General features: G+C 67.8%; 9 protein-coding genes. 3 read left to right on the plus strand and 6 right to left on the minus strand.

Features of this window, described 5'->3' with window-relative positions:
• Nucleotides 1–224 precede the first annotated feature (224 nt).
• Both malQ and N2L00_RS14225 read right to left on the minus strand, forming a co-directional pair.
• A complete protein-coding gene (gene malQ / locus N2L00_RS14220) occupies nucleotides 225–2411 on the minus strand; it encodes a 4-alpha-glucanotransferase (RefSeq protein ID WP_255862448.1) in 2187 nt (728 codons plus the stop codon).
• A gap of 65 nt (nucleotides 2412–2476) precedes the next feature.
• On the minus strand, nucleotides 2477–2803 hold the full coding sequence (locus N2L00_RS14225) for a DUF6221 family protein (RefSeq protein ID WP_255765177.1): 327 nt from the start codon (nucleotides 2801–2803) through the stop codon (nucleotides 2477–2479).
• A gap of 114 nt (nucleotides 2804–2917) precedes the next feature.
• Between N2L00_RS14225 and N2L00_RS14230 the strand changes: the two genes are divergently transcribed.
• Nucleotides 2918–3151, plus strand: a complete 234-nt coding sequence (locus N2L00_RS14230; RefSeq protein WP_255862447.1) for a hypothetical protein — start codon at nucleotides 2918–2920, stop codon at nucleotides 3149–3151.
• Nucleotides 3152–3169: 18 nt separating this feature from the next.
• Here the strand turns inward: N2L00_RS14230 and N2L00_RS14235 are convergent, their stop codons facing one another.
• The gene (locus N2L00_RS14235; protein ID WP_255862446.1) at nucleotides 3170–3934 is read right to left on the minus strand and encodes an SDR family NAD(P)-dependent oxidoreductase; all 765 of its coding nucleotides are present in this window, start codon (nucleotides 3932–3934) and stop codon (nucleotides 3170–3172) included.
• Nucleotides 3935–4120: 186 nt separating this feature from the next.
• Between N2L00_RS14235 and N2L00_RS14240 the strand changes: the two genes are divergently transcribed.
• The gene (locus tag N2L00_RS14240) at nucleotides 4121–5764 is read left to right on the plus strand and encodes an AMP-binding protein (protein WP_255862445.1); all 1644 of its coding nucleotides are present in this window, start codon (nucleotides 4121–4123) and stop codon (nucleotides 5762–5764) included.
• On the opposite strand, the gene N2L00_RS14245 is transcribed toward N2L00_RS14240, so the two are convergent.
• Nucleotides 5761–9228, minus strand: a complete 3468-nt coding sequence (locus tag N2L00_RS14245) for a bifunctional proline dehydrogenase/L-glutamate gamma-semialdehyde dehydrogenase (RefSeq protein WP_255862444.1) — start codon at nucleotides 9226–9228, stop codon at nucleotides 5761–5763. The two genes, N2L00_RS14240 and N2L00_RS14245, sit on opposite strands and share 4 nt — an antisense overlap.
• Before the next feature lie 140 nt (nucleotides 9229–9368).
• Between N2L00_RS14245 and N2L00_RS14250 the strand changes: the two genes are divergently transcribed.
• Complete coding sequence (locus N2L00_RS14250) at nucleotides 9369–10265, plus strand: LysR substrate-binding domain-containing protein (RefSeq protein ID WP_255765182.1); 897 nt, start codon at nucleotides 9369–9371, stop codon at nucleotides 10263–10265.
• 37 nt (nucleotides 10266–10302) lie between these two features.
• Here the strand turns inward: N2L00_RS14250 and N2L00_RS14255 are convergent, their stop codons facing one another.
• Together N2L00_RS14255 and N2L00_RS14260 are read right to left on the minus strand one after the other, a co-directional pair.
• Nucleotides 10303–11106 (minus strand): hypothetical protein, encoded by an 804-nt coding sequence (locus tag N2L00_RS14255; protein ID WP_255862443.1) that lies wholly within the window; start codon nucleotides 11104–11106, stop codon nucleotides 10303–10305.
• Nucleotides 11107–11789: 683 nt separating this feature from the next.
• Nucleotides 11790–12749: a DUF2382 domain-containing protein gene (locus tag N2L00_RS14260; RefSeq protein ID WP_255862442.1), complete on the minus strand. Its 960-nt coding sequence runs from the start codon at nucleotides 12747–12749 to the stop codon at nucleotides 11790–11792.
• Nucleotides 12750–12868 lie beyond the last annotated feature (119 nt).

The raw sequence follows: 12868 nt of genomic DNA on the forward strand, positions 1-12868 counted from the left end.
AACCCGTGCCGGTGGCTGGCTCCATGTCACCCCGGATCGTTGAGAATGTCAACAGTATTTGTTCCCGCATACCGGCAGCGGCCCAGGGAGCGCACAAAAAACCGGTGCGGTGGTCCGCAAAGCAGACCACTGCACCGGCGCTTGACCGTGGCCACCGCAACGCCCGCCGCAACGCCCGCCGGCGAGGCGGGGGCGAGGACCGGGGGGCGGGGGGGGGGGTAAGCCTAGATCCCCTTTTGCATCAGGGCCGCCAGGGACCGGAACCTTTCGTTCCGTTCCAGGTCGTCCAACAGCACCGCCTCGCCGTCGGGACCGCAGAGGGGAATCCGCCAGTTCGGATACTCATCGGCGGTCCCCGGCTGGTTCTGGGTCTTTTTCTCGCCTACCAGGTCGGCCAGGGCCACGCCGAGAAGCACCGACGGCGTCTGCAGGATAAATTCGTGCAGCGCCTCCACCGTCTGCTGCACTTCCTCGCCGTGCATCTGGCCGGCCACCTGGTCGGAGGCGGATTCGGGCAGCAGCCCGCGCTGGCGGAGCGCATTCAGGACAGCTTCCTGCCCCTCGCTGTCTGCCTTCCGCTCTTCCTCCACCGGACGGTTGAGCAGGCCGAGGGATTCGCGCAGGTTCACGTGTTCACCGGCCAGGTAGCCGGCGGTCGGCGGGAGGTCATGGGTGTTCACGCTGGTCAGGGCGCCCACCCGGTATACCTCCGGATCGCGCGGGCCGTCCTCGGTCTGCTCGAACCACAGGATGGAGGTGCCCAGCACCCCGCGCTCCCCGAGGTACTCCTGGACCCACGGCTCAAAGACGCCCAGGTCCTCACCGATAACGACGGCGCCGGCCCGCTGCGCTTCCAGCGCGAGGATGCCGATCATCGCCTCATGGTCGTAGTAGACATACGCGCCCTCGCCCGGGGATCCGGCACCCTGCGGGATCCACCAGAGCCGGAACAGGCCCAGGATGTGGTCCACCCGGATGCCGCCGGCGTGCCGGAGGATGGTGCGGATCATGTCCCGGTAGGCGGCATAGCCGGAGTCGGCCAGCCGTCCGGGGTGCCACGGCGGCTGGCTCCAGTCCTGGCCGCGCTGGTTGAACATGTCCGGCGGCGCGCCGACGGAGATGCCGGAGGCCAGCACGTCGCGCAGCATCCACGCATCGGCGCCGCTGGGGTGCACGCCCACGGCGAGGTCGTGGATCACGCCGATCCCCATGCCTGCCTTCTTCGCTGCCAGCTGCACGCCCTCCAGCTGTTCGTCGCAGATCCACTGCAGCCACTTGAAGAAGTCGATGCGTTCCTGCAGCCGGGGCAGCCGGCGGATCACGTAGTCGCTGTCCGGGCCCGTGGCCTCGGCCCACTCCGGTGCGCCGGGGGCCAGTTCCTCGGCCAGGGCACACCAGCGGGCGAAGTTCTCCAGGCCCTGCCCGGCGTCGGCCTTGAAGGCATCGAACTGTTTCTGCCGGCTCGGGCTGCGTTCCACCTGGTACACGTCCTGCAGTACGCGCAGCTTGGCCGCGTAGCTGGCGTCGCGGTCCAGTTCCGCTGCGGAGGTGTTGGCCGGGTACAGGGATCGGGCCGCCTCTTCAGCGGCCTGCCGCTGGCCGTCGGTCAGGTACGCGTATTCCGGCACGGCTTCCACCCGGATGTACAGCGGGTTGAAGAACCGCCGGGTGGTGGGCAGGTACGGGGACGGCTCAATCGGCGGGACGGGTTCCGCGGCGTGCAGCGGGTTGATCAGGACAAACCCGGCGTCGTAATCCGTGCCGGCGACGGCGGCGAGATCCGCCAGGTCGGTGAGGTCCCCGATCCCCCAGGACCGGGAGGAGCGGACCGAGTAAAGCTGGGCCTGCACCCCCCAGGCGCGCTCGGTTTCCAGCTTGTCCGCGGTGTCGAGCCGGTCAGGGGTGACCACCAGAACGGCAGTGGCGGAGATGTCGCCGCTTGCCGCTTCGAGCGTGTGCCAGCCCAGCTCCAACCCCTCGGGCAGGGGAACCAGGGTGCGTGCCACGGCCGAGCCGTCGATGTCCCGTTCCTCCTCGGGTTGCTCAGGCCAGGCGAGTTCCTGCTCTGAGCCGTCTTCCAGCCGCAGGGTCAGTTTTGCGGTGCTGCCCGGCGGCAGGTGGACGGGCACGCTGCCGGGCTTGCCCTGGCGCACGACGGCGGTCGGCGGCAGCGGGCGCTTCCAGGCGGCCGCCTTTGACTCTGCGAGGGACCGTTCCAGGTCCTGTTCCGATTCGACGGCCAGGCCCAGTGCGGAGAGGACGCTGCGCAGCGTGGAGTCGGATACCTGCTGCTCGGAACCGTCCCAGCCGGTGAAGGTGGTGGCTACCTTGTGAAAGTCGGCAAGCTGGCGGAGGAGGCCTGCGGCGTCCGGATCAGGGCGGGCGGACGGGGCTTTTGGCTTTTCACTCATGGAACCAATCTATGGCCCGCAGGACAACGCCGCACGTTCTTCCATCGCTGGCAGCGAACGTACCGCTAAGGGCGTTCCTGCGTCAGGCGCCAGTTGTCCTGGAACTCCGGATGGTCCTCGTGCACGGCGGCGAGGGCGGACAGCGCCAACGTGGTCCACTCCAGCTCCTCACGGAACTGGGGATCGTCGTCGGGGTCCACGACCATGCGTGAAAGTGCATGGCGGCGGGCACCTCCGATGATCTCGATGAGCATGAGCTTAGTTTCGCATTCCTTCAGCAGCCGCTCCTCATACCAGCGGTCCGAGAGCGAAACGTCGGAAGATGCCAGTAGTTTGCGGGCCTCGGAGATGTCTTCTTGGAAGCGGATGACCAGGAAATCCACGATATCCATGGGCCGAATCCTACCCGGCGGACCGCCCGCCGGTCAGTGGTCCATGCGCGAACGGGAATATTTAACGGCCAAGCGCTCGTTAGTGTAAGTATCAACTAATTGAGGAGATGCCTTTTGCCGGTAGCCGATACCCACTCCCCCAAAAAGACAGCACGTGCCAGGCGCGTGCGCAGCATCCGTTCCCTCCGCCGCGGAGACATCGTTGAAGCACGCAGCGGCGGAACCACCTATTTCCACGGCGAGGTCCAGGACACAGCCCCGGGCCTGTCCACCGTCTGGATCCGGGATGAGTCCACCGGTCAACGGACTGCGGCCAGCATGGACGATTTCAGCCTCTGGAAGCTGTAGCCGCACCCCCGGCTGCGGTCACCGGTCAATCAGGGCGCCGGCGCTGATATTCAGCGTTGCGGCGGTCATGCTGGCGGCCCGGTCCGAAGCAGCGAAGGCCGCTGCGTAGCCCACATCCTCCAGCGTGGCAGCGCGGCCCAGCATGGTGGAGCGAATCATGGCGTCGGCAATCTCGCCGGCGCCTTCCATGTTTTCCGGCAGGGTTTCCGGAACGCCGCCGCTGCGCAGGGTCACCACCCGGATCCCGTAGGCCCCCAGTTCGCTGGAAAGCTGGCGGCGCATGGATTCCATCGCTTCAAAGGCGGTCTGCAGTCCGCCCAGGTACAGGCCGGGCACCGGGTCCCCCGAGCCGCCGAACACCAGGATCACCCCGGAGCGCTGGCGCATCATGTGCCTCGCGGCCGCCTGCGAGGTCAGGAAAAAGGTCTGGACGGCGGTGGCGACCGGCCGCAGATAGTCGGCGACGGACATTTCGGCCATGGGCGTTCCCTGCACGTCCCCGTGCTGGATCACGTTCATGGAGATATCGAGGCTGCCGGCCGCGGCCGCGACGTCGTCCGCATGTTCGCGAACCGCCCGCTCATTGGTGGCATCCAGCAGTGCCGTGTCCACCGTTCCCCCGGCATGCCGGATCCGATCCGCCACGGCCTCGAGCGGCTCCGGCGTGCGCCCTGCGAGGAAGACCCGCGCCCCTTCCCGGGCGAATGCCTGCGCCACGGCGCCGCCGATGCCTCCCCCGCCGCCGTAGATCACCGCGTTCTTCCCGATGAGCAGCTGCTCCATGGTTCCGCCTTCCGGTTGTCCTGCCGGTCCCGGCCCGTTCCCGCCGGCCCCATGGCGTTCGATCCCCATCATGGGCTGCTGCCCGGTGAGGACACAATGTCTCCGGCGAAGCCGGCGTCGGCCTAGCATGGAGATTACGGCCGGGGAGTGATCCACGGCACATTTGATGGAACGGAGCCGCATAAGATGTTCAACCCCCTCACTGTCCAGGAACCGGTGGCGCCCGCCGCACTGCTGTGCGACCGGCATCCCGCTGACTCTGTTGCCTTCACCGTCATTGAGCAGGACCTTTCCGCCACCGACCTCACCTACGGAGAACTCCAGGCGGGCTCCGAGCGGGCCGCGGCGGCCTTCGCCCGGCGGGGGGTACGCCGCGGGGACCGGGTGGCAACCCTGATGGGCAAGAGCGGTGACCTGGTGACGGTGCTGCTGGGTCTGTGGCGCCTGGGCGCCGTCCACGTGCCGCTGTTCACGGCTTTTGCCACGCCGGCCATTTCCGTACGCCTGGCCGCCAGCGGTGCCCGGTTGGTGGTGGCCGACGAAAACCAGCTGGCCAAGGTGGCACCCCTGGTACCGGAGCTGGGCCTTACGGTCCTGGCGGCCGGTACTGGCGCCGGCGCGGACGCGGGCGGATTGGACACCGCGGGTGCCGCAGATGCCCTGGACTGGACACAGCTGCTCTCCGCCGAACAGCCGGGAATGCCGGCGGCAGTCCTGGACCCGCAGGAGGTGCTCGTGGAAATCTTCACGTCGGGCACCACCGGCGCACCGAAGGGCGTGACGGTGCCGGTTTCGGCGCTCGAAGCGTTCTCCGCCTACTTCCACTACGGACTGGACGTGCAGGAAGGGGACGTCTTCTGGAACGCCGCCGATCCGGGCTGGGCCTACGGCCTGTATTACGGGATCCTCGCTCCGCTGGCGGCGGGCCGCCGGAACCTGCTGCTGCGCGGCAGCTTCAGCGCGAAGCTGTGCTGGGAGGTGCTGGACCGGTTCCGCGTTACGAACTTCGCCGCGGCGCCCACCATTTTCCGCTCGCTCCGGGCCGAGGCGCCCGACGGCGTCGGCCCCCTGGCGCTGCAGCGCGCCTCCAGTGCGGGTGAGCCCCTGGACGCGGAGACCATCAGCTGGGCCACGCGCTGCCTGGGTACCGCTGTGCGGGACCACTACGGGCAGACCGAAATGGGGATGTGCATTGTGAACGGCTGGGAGGACTCGGTGTCCCGCGAGATCCGGCCCGGCTCGATGGGCCACGCCCTGCCCGGCTACCGCACCGAAGTGCTGTCGCTGGAAGAAGATTCCCCGGCCGCGTCCGGCGAGAAGGGGCGGGTGGCCATTGACGTTCCGGCCAGCCCGCTGATGTGGTTCAGCGGGTACACGGACAACCCGGAGAAAACCGCCGAACGCTACAGCAGCGACGGCCGCTGGTATTACACCGGAGACACCGGTTCACGCGATGCCGACGGGTACACCTACTTCTCCGCCCGGGATGACGATGTGATCATCATGGCCGGCTACCGGATCGGCCCGTTCGAGGTCGAATCCGTGCTGGCCACGCACCCGGAGGTAGCGGAGAGCGCCGTCATCGGGGTTCCGGACGAGCTGCGCGGAGAACGGCTCGAAGCCTACGTGGTGCTCCGCTCCGGCTCCGGCTCCCCCGAGCTGGCGGCGGAACTACAGCAGCTGGTCAAGACGCAGTATGCCGCCCATGCGTATCCGCGGGCGGTGCACTTTGTGGAGGAGCTGCCAAAAACGCCGAGCGGGAAGCTGCAGCGTTTCCTGCTGCGTGCTTCCCGCTCGGCGTCGGATTCCGAACCTCCGGTAAACGCCTAGATCAGGGCGTCCGAGAGGAAGTTCGGCGTTCCGAAGCGGTGCGCGGTGATGCTGACGGCCTGCTCATGCAGGAAGGGCAGCAGCTCCAGGCGGCCTGACTCGGTGACGGGCTGGGCGTAGACGGCAATGTCCGGGGTTCCGCCGGTGGCTTCGGCCAGCGCCTGCACGGAGCCGCCGATCAGCCGGATCCGCCCGGACGTCAGCGAAGCAGCGGAAGCCAGCCACGCGGCGTCGTCCTGAACCCGGAACTGCAGTCCGAGTTCGGTCAGGACGGCCCGCAGGCCGGCCGGGAGGTCGACGGCGGTGGACACGGTGACTGCCGATCCGGCGGTCAGCGCTGCGGCCAGGACCCGGACCAGCAGGGCTGCCGGCTGGCCTTCGGCGAGGCGGACAGTCACCGGAACGGGTACGTAGCGGAAGACATTCCGCTCCGCGGACAGGGCGGACACGTCCTTGGCGGTGCCGAACTCGCCGTTCCAGGCGCGGGCGTCGCTGTTCGCGGCGCGACGGAGGAACGCGGCGTCGTCGGCGGTGAACGCCGAGCCTGCGGATTCGGCGGCAGCGACAAGGCGTGCTGCCGGCGCGGCGGCGGGCAGCTCTGCGGCTGTCTCGTCGGAGGTGCCGTTGACGGCTTCCCAGTTGCCCAGGCCGATCAGGTAGTTCGGGCCGCCGGCCTTGGTGCCCGCACCCACGGCGGACTTCTTCCAGCCGCCGAACGGCTGGCGCCGGACGATGGCGCCGGTGATGCCGCGGTTCACGTACAGGTTGCCCGCCTGGATGCGGTTCAGCCAGACGTCCATTTCCGCCGGCTCGAGGGAATGCAGCCCGGCGGTGAGGCCGTAGTCGATGTCATTGGCCATGTCGATGGCCTCTTCGAGGGTGGCTGCGGTCATAACGCCCAGGATCGGGCCGAAGTACTCGGTGCGGTGGTACTCGGAGCCGCGGCGGACACCGGTGCGGATGCCCGGGCTCCACAGCCGGCCGCTCTCGTCCAGCTGTTCCGGCTTCAGCAGCCAGGTTTCGCCTTCGCCCAGCTCGGTGAGGCCCTTGAGGAGCTTGCCGGCGGCGGGCTCGATGACCGGGCCCATTTGCGTGGTGGGATCTTCGGGGTAGCCGACCTTCAGTGACTGGACGGCGTCCACGAGCTGGTTCCGGAAGCGCGGTGACTTGGCCACGGAACCGACCAGGATCACCAGCGAAGCGGCGGAGCACTTCTGCCCGGCGTGCCCGAAGGCGGACGCGGCGACGTCGCGGGCGGCGAGGTCGAAGTCCGCGCTCGGGGTGACGATCACGGTGTTCTTGCCCGAGGTTTCGGCCAGCAGCGGCAGATCGGGGCGGAAGGAGCGGAACAGTTCGGCGGTCTCGTAGCCGCCGGTCAGGATCACACGGTCCACGGCCGGGTTGGAGATCAGCTGGCGGCCGAGTTCGTTTTCCCCCAGCTGGACGAGCTGCAGGACGTCGCGCGGAACGCCGGCTTCCCAGAGCGCTTCCACCATGACGGCACCGCTTCGCGCGGACTGGCGGGCGGGCTTGATGACGACGGCGGACCCGGCGGCCAGGGCGGCGAGGGTTGAACCGGCCGGGATGGCTACCGGGAAGTTCCACGGCGGGGTGACCACGGTCAGGCGGGCCGGTACGAAGCGGGCGCCCTCCACGTTGTCGAGTTCGCGGGCGAGCTCGGCGTAGTAATGCGCGAAGTCGATGGCTTCGGAAACCTCGGGGTCCGACTGGTCCAGGGTCTTGCCGGTTTCGGCGGCCATGACCTCCATCAGATCGGCACGGCGTGCCTCGAGGACTTCGCCGGCGCGGTGCAGGACCTCGGCGCGTTCGGCACCGCTGAGTGCACCCCATGCCTTGCCCTTGGCGACGGCGGTGTTGATGACGGCGTCGAGCTCCGCCTCGGTGCCGACGGCGGCAGCGGCCACGGCGGCCTTGCCCAGTTCGGAACCGGGGACGCGGGCGAGGATGCCCCGGCCCCAGGCCTGGTTGGCGGGCAGCGACGGGTCGCTGTCCGGGGTGTTGTCGAAGCTGTCCGTAGCCGCAGCCACGGCGGGAAGGTTGCGGTCCTGCACGCGGTGCGGGGCGGGAACGGCGGTGTCCAGGTTCTCCAGCGAGGCCAGGAAGCGCAGCTTCTCGCGTTCGAACAATGCCTCGTTGTCGGCCAGTTCGAACACGGCGGACATGAAGTTCTCCGAGCTGGCGCCTTCCTCCAGCCGGCGGATCAGGTAGGCGATGGCGACGTCGAATTCCGCGGGGTGCACTACCGGGGTGTAGAGCAGCAGGCTGCCGACGTCGCGGCGCACCACCTCGGCCTGGCCGGCGGCCATGCCGAGCAGCATTTCGAATTCGATGCCGTCCCGCACGCCGCGTTCCCCGGCCAGCAGCCAGGCGAACGCGACGTCGAACAGGTTGTGTCCGGCGACGCCGATCCGCACGTTCTTGATGCGGTCCGGGTGCAGGGCGTAGTTGATGACGCGCTTGTAGTTGGTGTCGCTGTCCGCCTTGGTGTGCCAGGTGGCCAGCGGCCAGCCGTGCAGGGAGGCTTCCACCTGTTCCATGGGCAGGTTGGCGCCCTTGACCACGCGGACCTTGATGGCGGCACCGCCGTCGGCGCGGCGGGCGGCAGCGAATTCCTGCAGGCGCATCATGGCCGAGAGGGCGTCCGGGAGGTAGGCCTGGAGCACGATGCCGGCTTCCAGGTCCTTGAACTCGGGCTGCGAGAGGATTCCGGTGAAGACCGCCATGGTCATCTCCAGGTCCTTGTACTCCTCCATGTCCAGGTTGATGAACTTCTTCACCGGGGACTGCGCGGCCCGGCGGAAGAGCGGGGTCAGGGATTCGATGACGTGCTGCACGGCCTCGTTGAACGCCCACGGGGAGTGCGGCGCCACGGTGGAGGAAACCTTGATGGAGACGTAGTCGACGTCGTCGCGGGCCAGGAGGGCATGGGTTCCTTCCAGCCGGCGGGCTGCTTCGTGCTGGCCGAGGACGGCCTCGCCGAGGAGGTTCATGTTCAGCCGGGTGTTGTCCTTGCGGATGCCGGCGATGGCCTTGCCCAGCTTCGCGTCCGTGGCATCGACAATCAGGTGCCCGACCATTTCGCGCAGCACCTTGCGGGCGGCGGGAATGACGATCTGCGGCACCACCGGGCCGAGGATGCCGCCGGCGCGCACGGCCGCGCGCATGTACCAGGGCAGGAAGCCGGGGACGCGGGGGGCCAGGGCGGCGAGGTTGCGGGCTGCGACGCGGATGTCTTCGGGGCGCACAACGCCGTCGACGAAGCCCACGGTGAAGCCCAGGCCGTCCGGGTCCTTCAGCACGCCGGCCAGCTGCGCGGCGGAGGCGTCCACGGGGACGGCCGAGGCCTCGGTCAGCCAGCGGCGGACGAGGGCTACGGACTGCTCTGCCAGCCCGGCGCTGGGGGCGGCGTCGGCGCTGGCGCGGTCCTCAAAGGTATCGGTCATTAGTTGGTGCTCTTTTCATCTAACAGGTAGTTATCCCCCCGAAGGTACTGACCAAGTATCCGCCCGTTGTTCAATTAGATAAAGCGATCTTTTCCGACCGATACACTTTGGCTCTGCTTACTAATCAGAAAGGTCCCCGCGTGCTCGATATCCGCCGGCTGCGGCTGCTGCGCGAACTCAAGGTCCGGGGCACGCTGGCCTCTGTTGCCGCGGCCCTGAACTTCAGTCCCTCCTCGGTGTCGCAGCAGTTGGCCCTGCTGGAGAGCGAGGTAGGGGTGCCCCTGCTGCGGAAGACCGGACGCCGGGTCACCCTCACTCCGCAGGCCGAGATCCTGGTGGACCACGCCGCCGGGATCCTGGACGCCATGGAGCGGGCGGAAGCTGATCTGGCCGAGTCCCTGACCACCGTGGCGGGAACGGTCCGGGTGGCCGTCTTCCAGTCGGCGGCGCTGGCCCTGATGCCGGACGCCCTCACCATCCTGGGGCGGGACTATCCCGAGGTGCGGATCGAAATGACCCAGCGCGAACCCGAAACCGCACTGTATGAAACCTGGGCCCGGGATTTCGACCTGGTGATCGCCGAACAGTACCCCGGGCATGCCGCGCCCCGGCATCCCGGCCTTGACCGCGTGCAGCTCACCACGGACGCCATCCAGCTGGCAGTGCCCGATTCCCCGGACGGCGGGGACATCCGCTCCATCGCGGACACCGCCTCCCGGGCCTGGGTCATGGAACCCCGCGGCGCCGCCTCCCGGCACTGGGCGGAGCAGGCGTGCCGGCAGGCCGGGTTCGAGCCGGACGTCCGGTATGAAACGGCTGACCTGCAGGCGCAGATCCGGCTGATCGAGTCCGGCAACGCCGTCGGCCTCATGCCAGAGCTTGTGTGGACCGGCCGCACCCCGACGGTCCGGCTGCTGGATCTGCCGGGCCGGCCGCGGCGGACCATCTTCACATCCGTCCGGGAGGCGGGGAGCCGGCGTCCGGCCATTCTCGCGTGCCGTGAGGTCCTGGAGCGGACGGCCCGGCTGGTGTCCTAGGTGTGCGGTCTCTGCCGGGTGGGTTCTCCTGCCCGCCCTACTGCGGTTCCTCAGGGCCGGGGTTCACTCCGGACCAGCTGGCGGCGCCGCCTGAGTTGGGAAAGACGGTTGCCTTCATGGCCCGGTCCCCGGCCACGCCGCCCGGAACGTAGTAGGACGACAGGTCAGGAACGTTGGGGTCGAACGCCGCATACAGCCCCGGCGCCAGCGCAACCACCAGCCCGTCGACGAGCTTGCTGTCGAACCAGGCGGCCACCCGGTAATCCACGGAGGCGGCGTTCACGATCAGTGGGTAGCCCGGGAACGCCGCGCTGGTCTCGCCCGCTTTGGACGGAGCTGACACATCGGGTGCTGCCCCGGCGTCGCTGGCCGCGGCCTCATAGGGCGCGCACTGGGCCAGGATCTCCGAAACAGCGTTTCTCCAGGCATAGATATCGAAGTGCAGGGCTGAACCGGAGTCCCCGGCCACCGGCATGGCGTTTGCAATCGGAGCTGACAACTCCTTCAAAAGGGTATCCATGCCCTCCGGGGCGCTGTCGGCAATACCGCGGACTTCCGTGTTGAGCGCGCTTGCACCCGTACCGTCGGAGCCCTCGAAGCCGAACGTTGAACCGTTGTCTTTCACGAAGTAGATCGCCCGGTAGAGGGGGCCGTTACCGTCGGTCCCGAGGAGCTTGCGGCACGTTTCCTCTGCTGAGTCCAGAGCCACCGTTTCGGCTGTTGACCCGGCAGCCGGCGCGGCGGCGGCAGGGGCGGAGGAGGCTTCGGGCTCCGTTGCTTCTGCGCTGCAGCCGGTGACGAACAGCAGGGCCAGGACCGGAATGGCTGCGGTCTTTCTCATGGTTCCCCCGGGACTTCGTAGACAGTTGCCCCAACCTAGCACCTGCACCGGGCCGCCAGGGCTTTTGGTGCCGCTGCGGAGCCGAGCGTCGGGCCGGGGCCGGACAGGACAACCCATCCGGTGGTGCCGTTGTGGCAGATGATTTCCCACAAGGCAACAGCAGCACCACCCTGTGGGACGCTGTGCTGGCACTGCGGATGCTCCAGCCTGCACAACTCATCGACTGAGCAGTTAATGGGGTTATGGCCGCCCGATAACCCCGTTATCTGCTCAGTAGATCCGGGACCCCTGCCCACAACCCCGTTATCTGCTCACTAGATCCGCCCGGAATCGGGGCCGGACAGGACATCCCATCCGGTGGTGCTGTTGTGGCAAATGGGGTGCCACAAGGCAACAGCAGCACCACCCTATGGGACGCTGTGCTGGCACTGCGGATGCTCCAGCCTGCACAACTCATCGACTGAGCAGTTAATGGGGTTATGGCCGCCCGATAAGCCCGTTATCTGCCCACTAGATGCAGGTGCCCCCGGCCCGCCCGCGCAAAACCTTCGTCTGCTCAGTAGCCCCGGTCCAGCGGAGCAACAAAGCAGCCCCCGACCGGACACAGCAAAACGGCGGACCCCGGAAACCCGGGACCCGCCGTCGTGCTGATGAAGCGTCGTGCGTGTTAAGAGAGCCAGGACCTAGCGGCTGCCGCCGGATCCGGACCCGGAGGACCCGGAGGAACCCGAACCGGACCCCGACCCCGACCCGCCGGACTTTTTCCCGCGGGAGGAGGAATCATTGACGTCCGTGTCGATCTGCTCCTTGCGGATCTCTTCGGAGACGCTCTCCGTGCCGGTCACCGTCTCGGTGTCCAGGCGGACGCGTTCCACCGGCTCGGTGTGCTTGGAGACCACAGCCTCCTCGGCATGGAGCGTCACCTCGTGCTCGTCTTCCGTGAGTTCGGCACCTGACAGGGCATCCCCCGCATTGGCATCCGTAATGGGCTCACGCTCGATCCGCACTTCCTCGTGGCTGACCGGCACCTGCTTGGTGACGGTCTCCGTCACGATGTACTTGCGCAGCCGGGCCTTGCCCACCGCCCGGTTCTCGGTGCCGACGTTGAGGCGCTCCTCCGAACGGGTCATGGAGTCGTCCCCGCTGGATCCCGAACTGGAGGAACTGGAAGAAAGGTCGGACGTCCCGCTGCTGCTGGACGTCCCGGACCTCTCGCTCTCCGACACCGTGGAGGTACCGCTGCTCATGTCGCTGCCCCGCATGCCGCTGTCCCGCGTCTCGGTAATCGTGTCGGTTTCAGAGACGGATTCCGAAGAACCGTCGTCGTAGCTGAAGCCGTAGTACCGGTAGAGCGTGACTTCCTCCTCGGGGCTGATCGAACCGTCGCTTTCGATGTGCGGCGCGTTCTTGACCTCTTCCTTGGAGTAGGGCACCAGGACGTCGACACCTTCGACGGTTGCCTCACTGAGGGGGATAAACGTTTCCGACGTGCCGAAGAGGCCGGTGTTCACGGTGACCCATGCCGGTTCGTCGGTCTGGTCATCCAGGTAGAAGGTACCAACGGAACCGATACGGTCACCGTTCGAGCCAACTACGTTGCCCGAACCGCTCATGAGTCCTTCGACCTGCTGATTCGTGATCATCTTGTTCTCCTCGCGACAGCGAATCCGCCGAATCGGTTGACCGGCGGTAATTCACCACTGGCCTGATCGGAGACAGAGGACAAGGCGGTCGGTATCCGCCTGCGGCTCCGGGCCGGCTG

The sequence above is a fragment of the Arthrobacter sp. zg-Y1171 genome (assembly GCF_025244845.1).
Classification (GTDB): domain Bacteria; phylum Actinomycetota; class Actinomycetes; order Actinomycetales; family Micrococcaceae; genus Arthrobacter_B.

Coding starts and splice junctions, on each gene's coding strand:
- N2L00_RS14225 (WP_255765177.1), bottom strand. CDS start 2,803: ATGGATATCGTGGATTTCCTGGTCATCCGCTTCCAAGAAGACATCTCC.
- N2L00_RS14240 (WP_255862445.1), top strand. CDS start 4,121: ATGTTCAACCCCCTCACTGTCCAGGAACCGGTGGCGCCCGCCGCACTG.
- N2L00_RS14245 (WP_255862444.1), bottom strand. CDS start 9,228: ATGACCGATACCTTTGAGGACCGCGCCAGCGCCGACGCCGCCCCCAGC.
- N2L00_RS14235 (WP_255862446.1), bottom strand. CDS start 3,934: ATGGAGCAGCTGCTCATCGGGAAGAACGCGGTGATCTACGGCGGCGGG.
- N2L00_RS14255 (WP_255862443.1), bottom strand. CDS start 11,106: ATGAGAAAGACCGCAGCCATTCCGGTCCTGGCCCTGCTGTTCGTCACC.
- N2L00_RS14260 (WP_255862442.1), bottom strand. CDS start 12,749: ATGATCACGAATCAGCAGGTCGAAGGACTCATGAGCGGTTCGGGCAAC.
- malQ (WP_255862448.1), bottom strand. CDS start 2,411: ATGAGTGAAAAGCCAAAAGCCCCGTCCGCCCGCCCTGATCCGGACGCC.